Origin of the sequence: Vibrio sp. Hep-1b-8 (genome assembly GCF_006124995.1) — a bacterium.
Taxonomy (GTDB): Bacteria; Pseudomonadota; Gammaproteobacteria; order Enterobacterales; family Vibrionaceae; genus Vibrio.
On sequence record NZ_QEWN01000032.1, the window covers coordinates 1 to 18,051 of the forward strand.

20 protein-coding genes are annotated in these 18,051 nt (G+C 43.1%); 12 read left to right on the forward strand and 8 right to left on the reverse strand.

Features of this window, described 5'->3' with window-relative positions:
* Window positions 1-140 precede the first annotated feature (140 nt).
* From DA100_RS07260 to DA100_RS07295, 8 genes are all read left to right on the forward strand, one after another.
* The gene (locus DA100_RS07260) at window positions 141-545 is read left to right on the forward strand and encodes a hypothetical protein (protein WP_138971571.1); all 405 of its coding nucleotides are present in this window, start codon (window positions 141-143) and stop codon (window positions 543-545) included.
* Window positions 520-969, forward strand: coding sequence for a toxin-activating lysine-acyltransferase (locus DA100_RS07265; protein WP_138971572.1), 450 nt, complete (start codon window positions 520-522; stop codon window positions 967-969). Before DA100_RS07260 ends, DA100_RS07265 begins: the two co-directional genes overlap by 26 nt.
* Window positions 970-987: 18 nt before the next feature.
* Window positions 988-1,419 (forward strand): toxin-activating lysine-acyltransferase, encoded by a 432-nt coding sequence (locus DA100_RS07270; RefSeq protein WP_138971573.1) that lies wholly within the window; start codon window positions 988-990, stop codon window positions 1,417-1,419.
* Window positions 1,420-1,524: 105 nt separating this feature from the next.
* Window positions 1,525-1,830, forward strand: coding sequence for a hypothetical protein (locus tag DA100_RS20880; RefSeq protein WP_171052162.1), 306 nt, complete (start codon window positions 1,525-1,527; stop codon window positions 1,828-1,830).
* Window positions 1,831-2,178: 348 nt separating this feature from the next.
* Complete coding sequence (locus DA100_RS07280) at window positions 2,179-3,933, forward strand: peptidase domain-containing ABC transporter (RefSeq protein ID WP_138971574.1); 1,755 nt, start codon at window positions 2,179-2,181, stop codon at window positions 3,931-3,933.
* Between the two features lie 5 nt (window positions 3,934-3,938).
* Window positions 3,939-5,222: an HlyD family type I secretion periplasmic adaptor subunit gene (locus tag DA100_RS07285; RefSeq protein WP_138971575.1), complete on the forward strand. Its 1,284-nt coding sequence runs from the start codon at window positions 3,939-3,941 to the stop codon at window positions 5,220-5,222.
* A gap of 10 nt (window positions 5,223-5,232) precedes the next feature.
* Window positions 5,233-6,315, forward strand: coding sequence for a cupin-like domain-containing protein (locus tag DA100_RS07290; RefSeq protein WP_138971576.1), 1,083 nt, complete (start codon window positions 5,233-5,235; stop codon window positions 6,313-6,315).
* A gap of 185 nt (window positions 6,316-6,500) precedes the next feature.
* Entirely contained in the window at window positions 6,501-6,755 is a 255-nt protein-coding gene (locus tag DA100_RS07295) for a hypothetical protein (RefSeq protein ID WP_138971577.1), read from the forward strand.
* Window positions 6,756-6,825: 70 nt separating this feature from the next.
* On the opposite strand, the gene DA100_RS07300 is transcribed toward DA100_RS07295, so the two are convergent.
* Window positions 6,826-7,308 carry a MarR family transcriptional regulator gene (locus DA100_RS07300; protein WP_138971578.1) on the reverse strand — a complete coding sequence of 161 codons (483 nt, stop codon included), beginning with the start codon at window positions 7,306-7,308 and terminating at the stop codon, window positions 6,826-6,828.
* Between the two features lie 119 nt (window positions 7,309-7,427).
* Between DA100_RS07300 and DA100_RS07305 the strand changes: the two genes are divergently transcribed.
* Complete coding sequence (locus DA100_RS07305) at window positions 7,428-8,327, forward strand: DMT family transporter (protein ID WP_138971579.1); 900 nt, start codon at window positions 7,428-7,430, stop codon at window positions 8,325-8,327.
* A 232-nt stretch (window positions 8,328-8,559) separates the two neighbouring features.
* Here DA100_RS07305 and DA100_RS07310 read toward each other — a convergent pair whose 3' ends face one another.
* The 7 genes from DA100_RS07310 to DA100_RS07340 form a co-directional block, all read right to left on the reverse strand.
* Window positions 8,560-8,982, reverse strand: a complete 423-nt coding sequence (locus DA100_RS07310) for a hypothetical protein (protein WP_138971580.1) — start codon at window positions 8,980-8,982, stop codon at window positions 8,560-8,562.
* 199 nt (window positions 8,983-9,181) lie between these two features.
* Window positions 9,182-10,063 (reverse strand): L-ribulose-5-phosphate 3-epimerase, encoded by an 882-nt coding sequence (locus DA100_RS07315; protein WP_138971581.1) that lies wholly within the window; start codon window positions 10,061-10,063, stop codon window positions 9,182-9,184.
* Between the two features lie 9 nt (window positions 10,064-10,072).
* Window positions 10,073-10,720, reverse strand: a complete 648-nt coding sequence (locus DA100_RS07320; RefSeq protein WP_138971582.1) for a 3-keto-L-gulonate-6-phosphate decarboxylase UlaD — start codon at window positions 10,718-10,720, stop codon at window positions 10,073-10,075.
* 4 nt (window positions 10,721-10,724) lie between these two features.
* Entirely contained in the window at window positions 10,725-11,546 is an 822-nt protein-coding gene (locus tag DA100_RS07325) for a Cof-type HAD-IIB family hydrolase (RefSeq protein ID WP_138971583.1), read from the reverse strand.
* A 24-nt stretch (window positions 11,547-11,570) separates the two neighbouring features.
* On the reverse strand, window positions 11,571-12,263 hold the full coding sequence (locus DA100_RS07330) for an L-ribulose-5-phosphate 4-epimerase (RefSeq protein WP_138971584.1): 693 nt from the start codon (window positions 12,261-12,263) through the stop codon (window positions 11,571-11,573).
* 9 nt (window positions 12,264-12,272) lie between these two features.
* A complete protein-coding gene (locus tag DA100_RS07335) occupies window positions 12,273-12,749 on the reverse strand; it encodes a PTS sugar transporter subunit IIA (protein WP_138971585.1) in 477 nt (158 codons plus the stop codon).
* A gap of 78 nt (window positions 12,750-12,827) precedes the next feature.
* On the reverse strand, window positions 12,828-14,588 hold the full coding sequence (locus DA100_RS07340) for a PTS ascorbate-specific subunit IIBC (RefSeq protein ID WP_138971586.1): 1,761 nt from the start codon (window positions 14,586-14,588) through the stop codon (window positions 12,828-12,830).
* Window positions 14,589-14,952: 364 nt separating this feature from the next.
* Between DA100_RS07340 and ulaR the strand changes: the two genes are divergently transcribed.
* The 3 genes from ulaR to DA100_RS07355 all read left to right on the forward strand — a co-directional run bounded on the left by ulaR (window position 14,953) and on the right by DA100_RS07355 (window position 17,760).
* The gene (gene ulaR, locus DA100_RS07345) at window positions 14,953-15,708 is read left to right on the forward strand and encodes an HTH-type transcriptional regulator UlaR (protein WP_138971587.1); all 756 of its coding nucleotides are present in this window, start codon (window positions 14,953-14,955) and stop codon (window positions 15,706-15,708) included.
* A 112-nt stretch (window positions 15,709-15,820) separates the two neighbouring features.
* The gene (ulaG, locus tag DA100_RS07350; protein WP_138971588.1) at window positions 15,821-16,888 is read left to right on the forward strand and encodes an L-ascorbate 6-phosphate lactonase; all 1,068 of its coding nucleotides are present in this window, start codon (window positions 15,821-15,823) and stop codon (window positions 16,886-16,888) included.
* Window positions 16,889-17,241: 353 nt separating this feature from the next.
* Window positions 17,242-17,760, forward strand: coding sequence for an Hcp family type VI secretion system effector (locus DA100_RS07355; RefSeq protein ID WP_138971589.1), 519 nt, complete (start codon window positions 17,242-17,244; stop codon window positions 17,758-17,760).
* The last annotated feature ends 291 nt before the right edge of the window (window positions 17,761-18,051 follow it).

An 18,051-nucleotide genomic window follows, 5' to 3' on the forward strand; every position in this document is an offset into this window, starting at 1 on the left:
TTCGTAGCATGATCCTGATTCTAAAGAAAATCAAGCATCTTCAATGATCAGGGGTATATAAGAAAACTCCGAATATACTTTGGTATAACAATTTCAGTATCGGAGATGATCTAGTTCTATGGCATGAGTTAGCTCATGTAATGCATTATAACCTAGCAATGGAAAATCAAAATTTCTATCAATTTGAGCCATCTATATTAGTTAAAGAAATCATTGCATTTTTTTGGGAAGCTCTATCGCTTGTTTACATCACACAAAGTACAGAACCAGATGAAGCGAAAGCTTTTTGGAATGCCTATAAAGAGCAATCAGATTGGTATATAAAAAATGCATGTGATTTGAAAAAAGAAAACAAAGTGGAGTACGGAAGTTACTACCCGCTAGCGAGAGCAACAGGAGAACACCTTGCTTTAGCGTTATTGGACAACCGAGTTTCGCGAAAGCAAATTATTGACTACATGTGCATGGGAGAAAAACTAACGGCAACCACTCTCATCCAAGCAGCAGGACTCAAGAACGATGATGAACCCATTACCACCAATTGAAGCTAAAACTAACATTGATTTTCCTGTCGCACTTGGCGTGTTCGGTATGTTAGCCGCTTTTTGCACTAGACAAGAGCAGAGCATTGAACAAGCTTACAGTTTACTCGTTACTGCAGCAAATAAAAGGCGTAACTTTATCTCATTGGACAGCAAACAGAAGCCAATAGGGTTTGTGATTTGGGCGAAAGTACCTAAATCTCGAATTAAAGAGATTCAAACGCATGGTTATGCATCGGAAGCTGAACGATTAGCTTTGTTAGAAGCATCCACTGACGACGGAGAGCCGACAATTTTATATATGCTCTCACCTTTTGGTCAGCATTTGAATGTAATCAAAGCGTGGCAAACAACCTTTGAATTCGAGCGAACTACGTGCTGGGCTCTGGCTGACAAAGGGTATGCCAATATACGAAAAATAAGCTAAGCCTTTGGAGAAACAATAATGAGCACCAATAATTTCTATCGCAACCTAGGATATTGCTTTCACCTACTTACACATTCCAGCACGCATAAAGATTTCAACTTGGCAGACTATATGGACGTTGAAATCTGCCCAGCTAACTGGCGAGGTCAATTACGTGTATATAAAAACAATGAAAAACACCCAGTTGGTTTTGTGACTTGGGCGAAAGTAACCGAAAGCACCAAACAAGCATTGATTGAAGATAGCCGAGCCCTGTACTACCAAGAGTGGGATTGTGGTGATCATTTGTTCTTTAACGACTTTGTTGCCCCATGGGGAGGGGTAAAAGAGATCTTATCGGATCTGACGTCGACGGTGTTCCCTAAAGAGCAAGCATTTAGCATCAGCCGAGACAAAGAAGGCAAAACCAAAAAAGTACATCGCTGGACGGGTAAGGAATACGCCAGCTAATAATGAGGTGGGCAGAGGTGGATACACGATACATCGTTAAGTGTAACGGCCTGACGTTGTATCGCCTATCCACTTACATAATTCAATTAATAAGGAAATCAAATTATGTCTAAAGTATATAAGATTTGTAACTGTGTAGAAAGTGCTAACGGTATCGCCTTTGGCGGCGGTGGTGGCGGCGGTGGTGGCGGTGGTGGCGGTGGTGGCGGTGGCTATCCTGCATCACCAAGTGCTGTCGAACAGCAGGCAAATAGTCCGACTAGAGTCCCAGCAATAGTTTGCGGTACAGCAGCCGTCACAGCAGTTGCAGCCGTTGCTTCAGGTGGCACAGCTGCCCCTGCAGCAATAGGAGCTATTGGATCGTGTGTTACATCAATTGCAGTTACAAATGTAATGAATCAACAAAAGTAATTACACTTTGTATTAATATTTGATTTTTGGACGAGTATTTCACTCGTCCTTTATTGGACCACTAAAATGAACAAAAAAATAATAACCTTAACTATACTCATAAATGCTATAGTCATCATGATAATTTTATACACCATAGAAAATTATAGTATAAAAAACGACAGCTTTGTTTTTTTAATTTCAACCTTTCTTTTTGTTTTTTCTTATTTATCATATTACTTAGTTAAATATATTTGTTACAAGACGAACCGAAAAAAATAATCACCATTATATGTGATTAATTACATACAAATCAAAGTCACACTCAGAATTTAAATTTCAAGCGCAACTGAATAACATAGGGCTTACGTGATAAAAATAATTACAAATTTACTAATTTTTAAACTTCGATCACCATTGTTTATAGTGCTTTTAAGTTCAATCTTTGGTTATATAATTTCACTATCTGTCCCATTATCTTTTATGGCGATTATAGATAGAGTTCTAGTTTCGGAAGGTAGCGCAACTCTTATTGTTATTCTTACTGTTTTAATCACAGCGGCTTTAATTGATTGTTCTTTATCGATACTAAGTTCAATTTTAAGCACCTGGATGAACAATACTCATATATCGGAAGTAAGCCACCACTTCTTTGAGAAACTATTCAGCCTTAAAAAAACTGAAGTTGACAACACCAATGTCGGCGACGTGTTATCTCGCTTGGGTGAGTTAGATCAAATAAAAAACCATATATCCAACTGGCTCTCTCAATTTAGCTTGGATTTGATTTTTATGGTCATCTTCTTCATCGTGATCTTTAACCTTAATGCTTCACTTAGCTTAATACTGTTAATGACTGTACCTCTTCACCTATTGCAGTATTTCATTTTTAACAAAAAAATTAAGAAATCAAATGAACAGATGTTCTCTGCGAGCATTGATTATCAAAATAGGATGATAGAGAGTATCACCGCGTATGATCACCTTAAAGCAAACCGAAAGAGCGATGCGGTATTAGGTCGAATTTACCATGCATTCGACATCAAACTAAGAAAAGGGTATGAACTCGCAAAGGTCAACATTTACTCTGGTCAATTATCTGAACTTATAAATAAGTTTTCTGAGGCTGTCATTTTATTTATGGGTGCAACCTATGTATTGGATCAGTCCATGACGTTAGGTGCATTAGTTGCCTTTAATATGATGAAAGATCGAGTAACAGGCCCCCTGCTTCGGTTAGCCTCAATTTGGGAAGAAATTGTCGCCTTCAAAATATCGTTAGAACGCGTAAACGTGATCATGGAGGCTGAATCTGAAAGCAGTGGAGAGCATCTGCATAAAATTAAAACGCTCACACAGGGTGTTCAATTTTGTAATGTTTCATTTCAATACAATCAAAATGAACTGGCGGTTAATAAACTCAGTGTAGAGATACGCCGTGGAGAAACCCTATGTATTTTGGGCGAATCTGGAGCAGGCAAGAGTACCTTAGCGAAGTTATTAGCTGGGAACTACGACCATTACCAAGGCGACATTTTATTCGATGGCATAGAACTCAAAGAAATCGCTTTACCTTCGCTACGAGAGCAAGTCGCTGTCGTGCAACAAAAGAGTATTTTGCTTGCCGGCTCCATCCGCGAGAACATTTTGTTCGACTCCTTAATCAATGATCACACATGGGTCGAAAGAGCTGGAAAACTGGCCGATATTCACGATTTTATTATGAGCTTACCCCAAGGCTACGATACCCCAGTGGCTGAGCAAGGAGGGAACCTCTCTGGTGGGCAAATTCAGCGGATTGCCCTTGCCCGTGCCTTCGCATCAGACAAGCAGATTATGATTCTGGATGAAGCGACCAGTGCTTTAGATTACGAAACCGAAGCCAATATTGTGGCCAATTTGGCGCAGCTAAAAACAGACAAAACCATCATTATTATCACTCACCGCTTATCGTTAGCGCGGATTTCCGATGCCATTATTTACATGAAAAGTGGCGAGGTGCTCGAACAAGGTAACCATAAATCGTTAATCAACGCACCAAGTCACTACCGTAAGCTGTACCAATATCAGATAGGTGAAGTGCCTTTGAATAGTGCACTACCAGCGCCTGAAAATGCGGGGTGAATAACATGACGAAAATTTGTTTTCATCCAAAAGTGTTAAGGAATCGAGCTAAACATAAAGCTCCATTCTCCTCCAGTTTAATAGTGGTGATGATCGTTTCCATCATAATCGCCATTGTTATTTCGGTTTACTCGGAAATTGAGATCATTTCACCAACGACAGGACGCATTATTCCAGTAGGGAAAGCGAACACGGTGCGGAGTACATCGATGGGCTTAGTCGAAGAGGTACGTGTTGAAGAAGGGCAGCAAGTTCGGCAAGGGCAAATACTGGTGACGTTAAAGACCAAGCAAATTACGGCGGATATGACGTCTGTATCGTCGGAGCTCAGGGATGTACAAGCAAGAATTAATGCACTTGTGCCATACAGGAAATTGACGGCAATTGAAAAGCCAGAGGAGTTTTCAAACCTCTATCAAGAAATTGCCTATGCCAGATACCTAAAGCTCAACAATGATTTAGAGGATCTAGACGAGCAAATGCGTGAACTGGAGTCAGAAAATACGGTGATCGACCAGCAAAGAAAGCGATTGATAAAACAGCTACCATTGGAACAAAAGCGATTGCAAGCTAACTCACAGCTTAAAATTAGCGGTTACACCAGTGAAATGACATTCCTCGACCAAGAAGTAAAATTGGCTCAGCTTCATTCCGATATTTCCCTAAGTCGTGCACAGTCTTATGCCTTGAATATCAAGATAGCCAACTTAGAAAAAGACAAGAAAAAAGTACAAGACAGTTTCCAGTTGGCATTAATGGAAGAGTTAAGGGTGCTTAAGTTGAAAAAAGTCGATCTTGAGCAACGGTTAGCAAAGCTGGAAGAGGTGCGCCGAAATAGCCAAATCAAATCTCCTATCAGTGGGGTGGTTCAAGAATTGTCGGCAATTGATCAAGGGAATTACATTGAAGAAGGGGAAGTACTACTCAAAGTCATCCCCGCCGATGCACCGCCGATTGCGGAAATCATGATCCCCAGTAAAGACATTGGGTTTATCCATGTCGGTCAAAACGCTCGCGTGAAAGTGGATGCGTTTTCCTACACTCGATATGGCAGTTTACCTGCTGAAGTCAGCTACATCTCACAAGATGCTGTGATGGAAAATGAACAGCTCTTTTACCCAGCTTATCTAACGCTAGAAGAAACACACTTCGATATCAAAGGCAAAGAAATGCGCGTTCAATATGGCATGTCAGTAAAAGCGGACATCATTACCGGAGATCGTCCTTTGATAGATTATTTCATCGCACCTATTAAAGAAAACCTCGATCAAGCACTAATTGAAAGATAAGGATATAGTTATGATTCCATTGATGAATGTGTTACGGCAAGGCTTTGAAAACCCAGAAGGGTTGCCCATGAGTTGCCAGTTTTTGTTTGAACAACAAGATAAACAAGCAACAGGTTTTTATATCCAGTGTGATTCTAAAGGTGAACAGATTAAAGAAGGGGTTATATCCAATCCGAAATGCACGATTCGGTTGCCTCTGAACTTAGCTCAACAGATTGAGCGCGATATTACGACCATTGACTACCGTGATCCTGAGATTATTGGGCAAATTAAATTCGAAGGAGATGAGCATATCGCCAATCATATGGCGAAAGCGATGCTCCAACCAAATGAATGGATTCAATCTCGTTTTAAAGAAGCGGAAGAACAGCACGCTGAAATGAACGCGGAATCCATTTCAAATTTTGCTCGTTTATCCAACCCTACCGAAATCGAACTACTTGAAGAATTAGCCAAGAATAGACCATTTATTGTAACAGGCATGGAATTGCCTAGGGATCACACTTACTGGACATTAGACACGCTAGATGAACACTTTGGGGATGAAACAGTTCGCGTTCGATCGGCTGAAGACAAAGAAACCATGTGTCAATTTACACAACGTATGCGCGAGTTTGAAGTAAGCTACGATAAGAACTTTGTGGAGGGATTTACCAAACCGTATACAGAAGGAGCGTCGTTACCAGAAGCAATGAAACCCTGGTTCATGCCCCTTTATTTTACAGCTGAAGACTTTTCCGATCCTCAGATATGGCTAGGTTGTGTTCCCACTCACATACCGGCCAGTAGTTTACACCGCGATCCCATGTGTGGTTTTTTATATCAAATTATTGGGCGTAAAAAGCTATTGGTGTACTCAGCAGACCAAGCACCCTACTTGTATCCAATGAAGGCGTACAACAGCAATTACCAACCCTGCTGGGTAAAACCAGAAAACCCCAACTTTGATGTATTCCCTCAGTTTAAAAACGCCAAGGTCGTTGAGGTGATACTACATCCAGGAGAAATGTTGGTTCAACCTAAAGGGTGGTTTCATAGTGTATATGCGTTAGACAGCCCTACTTTTTCGGTAAGCTACTTCTGGCGTTACTGAATCTTATCCATTCAATTAAAACTTTCTCGTTACAAGGAACTGATATGAAGGTTTGGAAAACACTCTTACTCGCAGGATGGGCTGTCATTTTACTTCTCCGCGCATAGGTGCGGCTTCAATCAAAGAGCGAGTTGCATTTCTCATTATCGCAAGCAATTAAAGAGGTTACATATAAATTTTAGCTGATGAAAGAAAAAGGGATTAGCGTTCAAGAGCTACAGCAGTTCAAAACCATGTTTAAGGATTCATTTGCTTCAACGCTCTCTGATGATCTGAGTACTGCGTATACCTATGGCAGTAACGCTGCGGTGGGTATTAACGACTATGATGCACTCAACTATGAAGAAACCTTTAACGAAGTGACGTTAGATTATGTTAATGCCTTAATACCGAATTTTCTTCCAGATACAGGCATTAGTATTGGAATCCTTACTGAATAAATAATTTCTTAAAAAACAACGCCAGCGATTCGTCGCTGGCGTTCTAGTTTGAGAATTCCCATCTCAATAACTACTCATACTGAGTCAACCAACTCTTTAGAATCGTATTGAGCTGCTTCTTCTGATTAGCATTTATACCTTTAACCAGCTTGGCCTGAACTGCCGCATGCTCTTCGATGATTTTATCAATCAGAACAAAACCATCTTGGGTCAGTTCTACAGTGACGCTGCGGCGATCTTCTTTGCTGTGCTCTCGGCTAATCAGCCCTTTTGATTCCAGTTTATCTAAGCGGTTAGTCATCGCTCCAGACGTTAACATCATCGAATCAATCAGCTCTGAGGGAGTAAGGCGAAAGGGTTTCCCGCTGCGACGCAGTGTCGCCAGTACATCAAACTCTCCCAATTTTAGGTCATAGCGCTTATGTAGCTGAGCAACTTCAGTCTCCATATATTTAGCGATTCGCATCAATCGACCCATAATCGCCATCGGCTCTGTCTCTAGATCCGGCTTTTCCTTAGCCCAATGCTCTACTACTCTATCAATAGCATCCATGAATGTTTGTCTCCAGTAACAAAATGCTGTGTCGAATATCTTAACATAGAGATACTTTACAAACAGCGATTTTAAGCGTACATTTCTCACAAAAGTATCTTAACGCAAAGATAGTTATTATGAATATACTACTTGCCATGATTCCGGCATTCTTTTGGGGAACCACCTATGCGGTCACGCAATATACACTTGCGGACTGGCCTCCCCTATTACTGGGCGCGATTCGCGCACTACCAGCCGGACTTCTGTTGTTGACATTCAGACCTAGTCTGCCGAAAAAAGGCGACTGGCAAATCCTATTTAGTCTTGGATTAATCAACATCGCGACCTTCTTTGGTTTGATCTTCGTGATGGCTCTGACTCTGCCATCGGCGATCTCCGGCGTCGGGATGATTTCTGTTCCAGTGTTTGCCATGGTTTATAACTGGCTGATCAACAAACGTCGCCCTGGTATCATTCAAGCGGTAAGTGGGGCGACCTTAATCATTTTGGCGTGGATGTTGTTTGATCCAAGTTCAATCACGCTTAACCCTATTGGCCTAGGCGCTATGCTGGCAGCCATCATGTGTATTGTTGTTGGTAGTTCGCTAACTAAATCACTGGGTAGCCGGATGCACTGGTGGACAGTGCTAACATGGCAACTGATTCTTGGTGGTGTGATTTTATCGGTTGCCGCAGGCGTTCAGGCCGTAATGGAACCGACTAAGTATGCGGCGCTGGCGCACAATTTCTCAATGACTAACTTGTCAGGTCTACTTTGGGTGGTTGGTTTGAATACCGCTCTTGGCTATGGCATGTATGTTTGGTTGTTGCAACGCATGTCTGTCGTCGATTTTACGTTTGGGGGAATAGCTAACCCAATAGCAGGTATTGTGTCAGGGCTAGTACTGCTTGGAGAGTCTTTCACACCATTCCAGTACAGCTTAATGGTTGGCATGATTGTGATGTCATTGCTGCCTCAAGCCATACTTGCTATCCGGCAAAATCGCCCAGCCCCTGCTGAGTGCCAAACCCAATAGCCTAAAAAGCCGGATTGATGCCATGAGTTCTCTCGTAGCATCAATCCAATTGGCTCTATGACTGCTCAATAGTTTTAAGTACCCGACGCTGCTCATCCCATGCCTGATAAGGCTCACCCGCTAACATTTTCTCTTTTTCAGTTCTCATTACTGTCACCGCTATCGTATTCTGACATCTCTGCGTCTGCGTGAAATATCGCGCATCAACAACAATTTTACGCCTGAGAATGCCTCATTTGGTGACGAAAAACTTGCTATAAGTGCTCACTTGACCGTTGATGTACTCGATACCACTATGGATGTTATCAGTGCTGCTACCAACGATTTGGTACTCTACGACAAATTCACCACTAATCACCTTAATAAATAAAAATCCATCGACCACCTTCCAAAGCCCTTGAAGAGATTTATCGCTGAAGAGATCTTTTTCCAATAGTGTGCCATTAGGGTTAAGGCGGATTTGTGACGCAAAACCATCAATATTCACTTTGACCCAAGTCTGTTGATGGACTTCGTAGCTCAATATTTTACGATGTTTTTTCACCCACTCAATGAGCTCTTGCTCTTGGCTAGCAGTCAAGGTCGGTAAATCTTCCATCTCCAACAACGTGTGATGTTTTTCGTACCAGAACAGTTGTAAGTGAAGCAGTTTCATGTGCGTAGGCAGCTTATCGGTGGAAAAGTCAGCGCAACTTTGCGTCAAGCTAAGCTGTAAGTCAAATCTTATACGTTCGACTGAAAGTGTGCAGCATAATACGGGGGGATTTATGCTGCACTATCCCAGTTGGGATCAACGGTGCTTAAACAAGCTCCGGAGCAGGAGGCTCTAGGAAACTAAAATATTTAACGCAAAACTAAGCCGCAAATAGTTTCGGCAGATTGGCATGGTCACAAGCTTGATTTAATCTGTGTTGAGCAGTAATTATGTTCTGTTTCCAATTATCATCTTGCGCCCACATTTCAATGACCAATGGTACAACACAATCCGTCTGCTTAAGCGTAGTAAAGATGGAGTTGAAATCGACCTCACCCTCCCCTATGACAAGATCCCGAAACTGACCTTGAGAATCAGGCGTCACTCGGTAGGTATCTTTCAGATGAATCTGCGTGATATGTGGCTTGCTCAACTTTAACTCTGTCACGACGTCATAGTTCCACCCAGAGATGTTACCTACATCGGGGTAAGCGGTGAAGTACGGAGAGTCAACTTCTCGACGTAGCAGCTCAAATTTACTCAAGGAGTTAAGATAGTCGGTATCCATTATCTCAACCGCAAGCATCACACCCGCTCGTTCGGCTAACTTAGCAGACTGTTGCATCCCTTCGATAAATCGTTGGTGAGATACATGATTTGAAGGCTCATAGTAAACATCGTACCCAGCAAGTTGAATGGTACGAATCCCCAGTTTGTATGCCAATGCAATCGCTTTTTCCATATGCAGTAACGCTTGTTTGCGAATTTCAGGATCGGCAGAACCAAAAGGAAATTTGCGGTGCGCACTTAAACACATCGACTGCAAGGGCATAGCGTACTGCTCACACTGGTGACGCAATACATATATGGTCTCGTCATCCCAATCCAAACGGCAACGACGTTCATCAGACTCATCAACAGATATCTCAAGAAAATCAAAGCCAAGTTGCTTGGTGGTTTTGAGTTTCTCTTCCCAACTAAATCGATTAGGCAGCGCCTTTTCATACAAACCAACACGATGACGTTGCAAGTTTTGAAACATAGCTTCCCCCTAATTCCAGAAACGGTCAATTTGAGTACGTAGAGATTCCGCCGTTTGCTTGCCCGTTTCTCCCGCTAAGGCACGGCCAGCGATAAAAGTTTTCGCTTGAATACCTTCAAACAGGTAAATATCTTCAGGCACAATACCGCCTGTAATCGACAATTGAAGCCCCAGTTCAGACAGCGCGCGCATCTTATCCAGATCCTCTTCACTCCAGCCAACCCCCGCCAATTCAGCATCTCGTGAACGGTGATAAATGGCTTGTGAGATACCAAGATCGACCCAAGCCTGCGCATCGGTCATCGTCCAGTTGCCATAAATTTCAATCTGAATTTCACCACCATGTTCATCCGCAACTTTTTTGCATGCTGCAATCGTGGCAATGTGCGCGGCAGCCGAAACCGTGATCCAATCTGCACCCGCTTCAAAAGCCATTTTAGACAGAATGGCACCACCGTCTGTGGTTTTCATGTCACATACAAGAATATGTTTAGGGTGATTTTTGCGTAAGGTAGAAACCGCATTCATCCCTTCGGCAAACGCTAAAATGGTACCGATCTCGATGACATCTACAAAACTTTCAACATTGCTCGCCACTTCAATCGCAGCGGGCAGGTTAGTTTGGTCTAGAGCAATTTGAATCATTGGTTTTGCCATTGTTTTATCCCTTAATTTTTTCACGTATTAGACGGGCTAGCCCATCATGGTTATTATCTGTAGAACACACGAGCTTTGAGTGTGATTTGACCTGGTCGTCAGCATTGAGCATGGCAACCCCTAAATTGGCGTATTGCAGCATTGAGATGTCATTGTGATTATCTCCCACTGCAATCACATGATTGGCGTGATAGCCAAGCTCGGAAACATACTCAGCCAGGCGATGACCCTTACTGTTACCTTTGGCGGAAAAGTCGATTCGATTTGACCAAGAACGTTCCCCATTAAACTGTCTTTTGACCCATGGATGTTCTAGTAAACGCTCTACAGAACTCGGACACCCTTCGACGACAAATTTCCAAATGTACGGACTCTGTTTCGCCGTTTCGCTGAATGAATCCACTCGGTAGATCTTCGGTCTAAGGGAATTTGGTACTGTACTTGCCCACCCTTCTAAGGCTTGCATATAAGTAATCGGGTTGTAGTTTGAGTAAGTCATCGCATCGGAGATATACATCACCATCTTGACCTGAAACTCACGCGCTAATTCGATAAAGACCAGCGCATCATCTTTCGCTATCGCATTGTGCTTTAGCACCTGATCGTTGGCATAGTCGTAGACATAAGTGCCATTACAACAGATGATCGGTGTGTCTAGTCCAAGTTCGTAATAATAGGGTCTAGCTGCGGTATGATGGCGTCCAGTGACCACCACCACTTTGCACTTGTGCTTAGCTTCTTGAATTGCTTGCCTTACTTGTGGATGGATAGTGTGTTCATCAGTCAACACTGTGCCATCCAAATCTAATGCTAATACTTTGTACATCGAGTCTCCTCGCAACAAAAAGGGTTAACGCTGGCCGTAATAAGCGTTATCGCCATGTTTACGTAAGTAATGCTTATCAGATAACTCAGGCTGTATCTTGATTCCGCTGTTTAATGAGCGAGTCGCCAAAGCCATCGCTGAAATTTCTTCCAGAACAACGGCATTGTGCACGGCATCATCCGAGTTCTTACCCCATGAAAATGGAGCATGTCCTGCCACTATCACGCTTGGAACCGCCATAGGTTTGATACCGCGCTTTTCAAACTCTTCAATGATAACGAGCCCAGTATTTTGCTCATAAGCTCCGGCAATTTCGTCATGAGATAACTTACGAGTGCAAGGGATATCACCGTAGAAGTAATCCGCATGAGTGGTGCCTAAAGCGGGGATATCAATCCCTGCTTGCGCCCAGATAGTCGCACTACGTGAGTGAGTGTGTACTACGCCACCAACTTCTTGAAATGCTTTATAGATCTCGATATGTGTTGCGGTATCACTCGATGGTTTTAACCTTCCCTCGACCACCTTGCCTTGCAGATCAACCACAACCATGTCATCAGCTGTCATTGCGTCATATTCAACCCCCGAGGGCTTGATAGCGATAACGCCGAGTTGGCGATCGATTTCAGATACATTGCCCCAAGTGAAAGTGACTAGACCATATTTAGGCAGCTTAAGGTTAGCTTGCAAAACACGTTGCTTGAGTGCGCTATACATACTTTCTCCTTAGACCAATTCCGCAAGAGCTTGATCAATGACGTTAAACACATCAGTCTTAGTACGGCAACGACGTAACTTGTTTAGGTCTACCCCGGTTTCGGACTCTTCATCATCAAGTACACTAGTCACTTCCATTAACCCTTCCATATGCTGATTAGAACAACTACCTGCTAGGGTAATCAGTACATCAACGGGTTCTTCCTCACCATCAAACAACACAGGCTGTTCAAGAGTAACGAGGGCAAATGCGGTTCTAATCACCCCATCTTCAGGACGGGCATGAGGCAGTGCTAAGTTTGGCGCTATACAAATGTATGGACCAAGTTTCTCAACACTGTCGATGATGGCTTGATGATAACTTGGCAAAATTGCGCCTGAGGCAATCAACATGTCCGTACCGATAGCGATAGCCTCACGCCAATTGGCTGCACTGGCATGCAGTTTGATTGAGTTATTGTCGATTAGTGATTGCTTAAAACCCATGGTTTTATCTCCAATGGAGTGCCAGCGATAACTGGCACTTAATTATTGTTATTAGATACTTGCCTATTGATTGACAGGCTACTTAGCTTGGACAAAGTTCTTATTGATGATGTCGAGTAGCTCGTCACCAAAAGAGTTTGGATTGAGCATGTTTTGTACTCCGAGTACAAACTTGCCCTCTCCAGGTTCCATTTCTGCCGATAGATGCTTTGAAGAAACAATGATGTCTGTCGATGCCAACTTTGACTTGTAGTCAGATACCGCACACGAGTCCATCACATGAGGGATACCTTTTTTCTCCAAGTACTTGCCTATTTTCATTTTCATCATCATCGACGAACCCTGACCATTTCCACATACCGCAAGAATGCTCACCGGACGCACACCATCACTCGCTTTGAGTGCTTGCTCGACGGCTTCGATAACTTCAGGCTCTTCACATACCGTCACCACGCCTTGAGCATCTTCTTCCGCACGCAATTGCTTAGCAGCAAAGAACATGTACACGCCAGACAGAGCCAATAGAACAAAGAAGAACATTCCAGATGCTGAGAGGCCTTGCATAATTGGCGGGAATACCAAAGCCCAGTCAGCCATACCCATCCAACCACTAAATTCAGTACCTTGTTGGCTAAATAGGTGAATAGCCCATGCACTACCTAACACCTCAATGATGCCCATCACAAAACAGATCTTCATCACCGCTCGCCAGCCACCAAAGTGATTGGCAAACACACCAATTGTGGCATTAGAGAAAAACATCGGAATAAATCCAGGAATGATCATAATGGGTGCATCAAATGCCAACATTGCCAGAACTGCAGCAAATTGGCCTAAAGCCCCCCACATAAAACCAAATACCATTGCGTTAGGAGAAAAAGCGTAAATCGCCGCACAATCGATTGCTAATACGGCATTAGGAATAACGCGCTCAGAGATCCCTTTAAATGCCTCCGAAAGTTCGGCAACAAACATACGAACACCAGCAACAATCACTTGAATCGCGACCGCAAACTTAAGACCAGTTTCGAGAATATAAATAGACCAGTGGGTTGAACCCGCCATCTGTTGAAGATTATCCAAACCAAATGAAAGTAAGATAATGCCAAAGAATACCGTCATGACTATGGCCGTTGCCGCAATACTGTCATGGAAAATGTGGAGCCATTTAGGCAACTCAAGATGGTCAACACTGTCTTTTTTGTCGCCCAGTTTTGGCGCAATTTTTGTCGCAATCCAAGAAGCAAACTGCTGTTGGTGACCAATTGAGAAACCCGCACCACCAGTAACTTCTTCTGTCGGTTTAAACATGATGTTGGAAGATATCGCCCAGTAGAGTGCCATCAATACCGCTGAGTAAATGATGGTTTCCCACATGCTCGCGCCAAGAATAAAGTAGAACACGGCTATCAAACCCGCTTGCTGAAACATAATGTGGCCAGTCAGCATGATTGTGCGTATACCCGTATAGCGACGGAGAAGGACAAGAAGAATGTTGATACCCAGCGCAAGAATAACCGCATACCCCACCCAAGAGTAGTTGTCGCCCATGGTTTCCATGGTCGCCATCATTGAGGTGTATGGGTCAATAACCGAGCCAGTTAAACCATGATATTCAGATAGTTTTGAAATCACGGGTTTAAAGCCAGCAACCAGAGTGCCCGCACCGACTTGAACAAGCATAAAGCCGACAACGGTTTTGATTGATCCTTTGATGATAGTTGTGGCATCACGTCTAAGCAGCCAATAGCCAATCAATGTCACTAAGCCCAGCAATAGCGGAGCCTTGGTCATCACTTGGCTGTAAAAAATATAGAAGATGTCGTATAAAAACTCCATATCTTTACCCCTAATAGTCTTTGTATTTTTATTTGGTTTGTAGGACAGGGCGCTTCCATTTGTAGGTAGTGAAATACGCCCTCTTTTGCTCACGGATTAAACTTTAACAATCAAAAGTAATCATTCAATGCTCATTTGTGATTATTTTGATTTTTATCAATTTTGCCTCTCACTTGTGGCTATTTTTGGGTAGCTTGTCACACAGAATTCATCAAAAAACCTATAAATCAATAGGTTGCGTAATATTGTGATTTATAGCATGTTTTTGTTTCACGCCCATTTGACATTCAAAGCGGTGATTATTAGAATCAAAAAAAATCACAAGCAATCACCAAGTAATCACAAACTTGAACAGGTGATAACAATGAATGAAGTACAAAGACACAACGGCATATTGTCGTTATTAGAAGAAAACCACACCATCAATGTTTCACATATCATTGATAGTTTTAATGTTTCTCCTGCGACCGCCCGTCGCGACATTTCAAAACTGGATGAGCTAGGTAAGCTGCGTAAAATTCGCAACGGTGCAGAACGAATAGAAAATCAAAAGAAAAAATGGTCACCACTTAACATCAACAGCACTGACCACTACGAAGAGAAGTCCCTGATTGCACTGCGTGCAGCTGAGTTGTGTGACTCTGGAGATAGTGTCGTGATCAACTGTGGTTCGACCGCATTTTTACTCGGCCAAAAGTTATGTGGCAAAGATGTCCAAATCGTCACAAATTACTTTCCATTGGCGAGCTACCTGATCAATGAAGATCATGAGGACGTGATCATTATTGGGGGACAATACAACAAGGCACAAAACATCTTCCTTAACCCAGCTCCAGACTCATTGGGTAGCTACGCGGGTAATTGGATGTTCACCTCAGGCAAAGGACTGACCGATGCAGGGCTCTATAAAGCAGACATGCTAACCGCCGTGGCCGAGCAACAAATGCTCGAACAAATCGACAAACTGGTCGTGGTCGTTGATAGCTCTAAAGTGGGGCAAAGAACCGGAATGCTTTTCTGCCCAGCAAGTAAAATTGACATTGTCATCACTGGCAAAGATGCCAATCCAGATGTCGTCAAAGCGATAGAAGCCCGTGGTACGCAAGTCATTCTGGTTTAGAAAATAAGTAGATAAATAACAAACACTTAGTTCAGCGTCTCAACTGCCTGTTAAGACGCTTGGCTTCCTGCACCCTAAATTAATCCAATATCGTCAACTCAAAGGTACTGTTATGAGCAAAGTGAATGAAATAACCCGTGAATCTTGGATCTTAAATACCTTCCCAGAATGGGGAACATGGTTAAACGAAGAGATTGAAAACACAGTAGTCGAACCCGATACGTTTTCTATGTGGTGGCTTGGCTGTACAGGCATCTGGCTCAAAAGCGCAGGTAACACCAATATCTCCATCGATTTCTGGTGTGGTACAGGTAAAAAAACGCAAAAGAATGCGTTAATGAAAAACCAGCATCAAATGATGCGCATGGGCGGGGTTGAAGCACTCCAACCTAATTTGCGCACAGCTATCTTCCCGCTTGATCCCTTTGCTATCAAAGAAATCGATGCGGTACTCGCCTCCCACGACCATGCTGATCATATCGATATCAACGTCGCCGCTGCGGTGTTGCAAAATTGCCCTGAGCATGTGAAGTTTATTGGCCCACAAGCTTGTGTCGACTTATGGATCAGTTGGGGTGTACCCGAGCAGCGCTGCGTCGTGGCAAAAGTCGGCGATCTGCTTCAAATCGGTGATCTCAAAATCCGAGTTTTGGACTCTTTTGATCGTACAGCACTGGTCACTCTTCCCGAAGGCACATCCTCTTACGACAAAAACATTTTAGATGGAATGGACAAAAGAGCGGTGAACTATTTAATTGAAACAACCGGAGGCTCCGTCTACCACTCAGGGGATTCACACTACTCGAATTACTATGCGGCGCATGGTAACGAATACCAAATCGATGTCGCTCTCCTTTCATACGGGGAAAACCCTCGTGGTGTAACGGATAAGATGACATCATCCGATATTCTTAGAGCTGCAGAGTCTCTCGATTGTGAGGTTGTGGTGCCATTCCACCATGATATCTGGGCTAACTTCCAAAATGATCCACGTGAAATTGAAGTATTGTGGAACATGAAGAAAGATCGCCTGCAATATCAATTTGCTCCATTCTTTTGGCAAGTCGGTGGCAAATACACCTACCCAACGGATAAAGGTCGTATGCACTACCAGCATTTCCGCGGCTTTAAAGACATCTTCAAAAACGAACCTGAACTGCCATTCAAAGCATTCTTGTAATTATCAGCACTACGCCAAGCCGAGTAACACTATACTCGGCTTTATCTGCTCAAAATTGCCCTCTTGCCTCGCTTTAATTACAAGCTAAAGTGTCAAAAGATATAGCGCGATATTGTCGTCGCGTTGTAGCTTTAGTAAGTAACCATCGTTGGTAAATTAATCTTATTGGTACTATTCTTGCTTCCGGGCAACTTTTTGCTCGATCTGGGCAAGATCTTGCTCGATTCGAGCAAAAAGTTGCTCAGCTTGTATATTAACAAATGCTTAAATTGTTGAAATATATACATTTTCATTTTGGCACGCTTTTTGATTAAGAGTGAGTGTTATTACACACAACCTCTAAGGATTTTACTATGCCAACTCCATGTTATATTTCTATCGACGGTGAAACTCAGGGTCTGATCACGGCGGGCGCCTGTACGGCTGACTCTATCGGTGACTCTTATGTAGAAGGTCATGAAGACGAGATGCTGGTTCAGAAGTTTGACCACGTTATTTCGGTTCCGACCGATCCTCAATCTGGTCAACCTTCTGGTCAACGTGTTCATAAGCCATTCCAGTTTACCGTCACTCTCAACAAAGCCGTACCACTGCTGTACAACGCGCTTTCTTCTGGTGAGAAGATGAAGACTGTTGAACTGAAATGGTACCGCACCTCTATTGAAGGCAAACAAGAGAACTTCTTCACCACTAAGCTAGAAAACGCGTCTATCGTCGATATCCAGTGTGAGATGCCACACTGTCAAGATCCGTCGATGTCCGACTTCACGCAAAATCTAACGGTCTCAATGTCGTACCGTAAGATCACTTGGGATCACGTCAACGCAGGTACGTCTGGTTCAGACGATTGGCGTAAACCTATCGAAGCTTAATCACTTTGATTTTCAGAGGCTTCCTACAGGAAGCCTCCTGAAAGCCTTAACCCCAAATTACCGTTGTCGCGGTAATTTGTATTTAAGGTTTTTGTGCTTGGTGTTAACGATAGGAGAGACGTATGGCGACATTGGCGTACACCATAGATATAGAAGGACTCGGCGATGATGCCTTGGTTGTGACTCAGTTCGATGGGCAAGAGTCCTTGTCTGCCAGCGTGTTTCATCATCGACCTTGTTACGGTTTTTGTTATCAAATCACCTTAGCCAGCCGTCGGCATGACTTAACCG

What these genes read in the sequence shown, in the direction of transcription:
- DA100_RS07260 (WP_138971571.1), top strand. Translation starts at nt 141, where the DNA reads ATGCATTATAACCTAGCAATGGAAAATCAAAATTTCTATCAATTTGAG.
- DA100_RS07265 (WP_138971572.1), top strand. Translation starts at nt 520, where the DNA reads ATGATGAACCCATTACCACCAATTGAAGCTAAAACTAACATTGATTTT.
- DA100_RS07270 (WP_138971573.1), top strand. Translation starts at nt 988, where the DNA reads ATGAGCACCAATAATTTCTATCGCAACCTAGGATATTGCTTTCACCTA.
- DA100_RS20880 (WP_171052162.1), top strand. Translation starts at nt 1,525, where the DNA reads ATGTCTAAAGTATATAAGATTTGTAACTGTGTAGAAAGTGCTAACGGT.
- DA100_RS07285 (WP_138971575.1), top strand. Translation starts at nt 3,939, where the DNA reads ATGACGAAAATTTGTTTTCATCCAAAAGTGTTAAGGAATCGAGCTAAA.
- DA100_RS07290 (WP_138971576.1), top strand. Translation starts at nt 5,233, where the DNA reads ATGATTCCATTGATGAATGTGTTACGGCAAGGCTTTGAAAACCCAGAA.
- DA100_RS07295 (WP_138971577.1), top strand. Translation starts at nt 6,501, where the DNA reads ATGAAAGAAAAAGGGATTAGCGTTCAAGAGCTACAGCAGTTCAAAACC.
- DA100_RS07300 (WP_138971578.1), bottom strand. Translation starts at nt 7,308, where the DNA reads ATGGATGCTATTGATAGAGTAGTAGAGCATTGGGCTAAGGAAAAGCCG.
- DA100_RS07305 (WP_138971579.1), top strand. Translation starts at nt 7,428, where the DNA reads ATGAATATACTACTTGCCATGATTCCGGCATTCTTTTGGGGAACCACC.
- DA100_RS07310 (WP_138971580.1), bottom strand. Translation starts at nt 8,982, where the DNA reads ATGAAACTGCTTCACTTACAACTGTTCTGGTACGAAAAACATCACACG.
- DA100_RS07315 (WP_138971581.1), bottom strand. Translation starts at nt 10,063, where the DNA reads ATGTTTCAAAACTTGCAACGTCATCGTGTTGGTTTGTATGAAAAGGCG.
- DA100_RS07320 (WP_138971582.1), bottom strand. Translation starts at nt 10,720, where the DNA reads ATGGCAAAACCAATGATTCAAATTGCTCTAGACCAAACTAACCTGCCC.
- DA100_RS07325 (WP_138971583.1), bottom strand. Translation starts at nt 11,546, where the DNA reads ATGTACAAAGTATTAGCATTAGATTTGGATGGCACAGTGTTGACTGAT.
- DA100_RS07330 (WP_138971584.1), bottom strand. Translation starts at nt 12,263, where the DNA reads ATGTATAGCGCACTCAAGCAACGTGTTTTGCAAGCTAACCTTAAGCTG.
- DA100_RS07335 (WP_138971585.1), bottom strand. Translation starts at nt 12,749, where the DNA reads ATGGGTTTTAAGCAATCACTAATCGACAATAACTCAATCAAACTGCAT.
- DA100_RS07340 (WP_138971586.1), bottom strand. Translation starts at nt 14,588, where the DNA reads ATGGAGTTTTTATACGACATCTTCTATATTTTTTACAGCCAAGTGATG.
- ulaR (WP_138971587.1), top strand. Translation starts at nt 14,953, where the DNA reads ATGAATGAAGTACAAAGACACAACGGCATATTGTCGTTATTAGAAGAA.
- ulaG (WP_138971588.1), top strand. Translation starts at nt 15,821, where the DNA reads ATGAGCAAAGTGAATGAAATAACCCGTGAATCTTGGATCTTAAATACC.
- DA100_RS07355 (WP_138971589.1), top strand. Translation starts at nt 17,242, where the DNA reads ATGCCAACTCCATGTTATATTTCTATCGACGGTGAAACTCAGGGTCTG.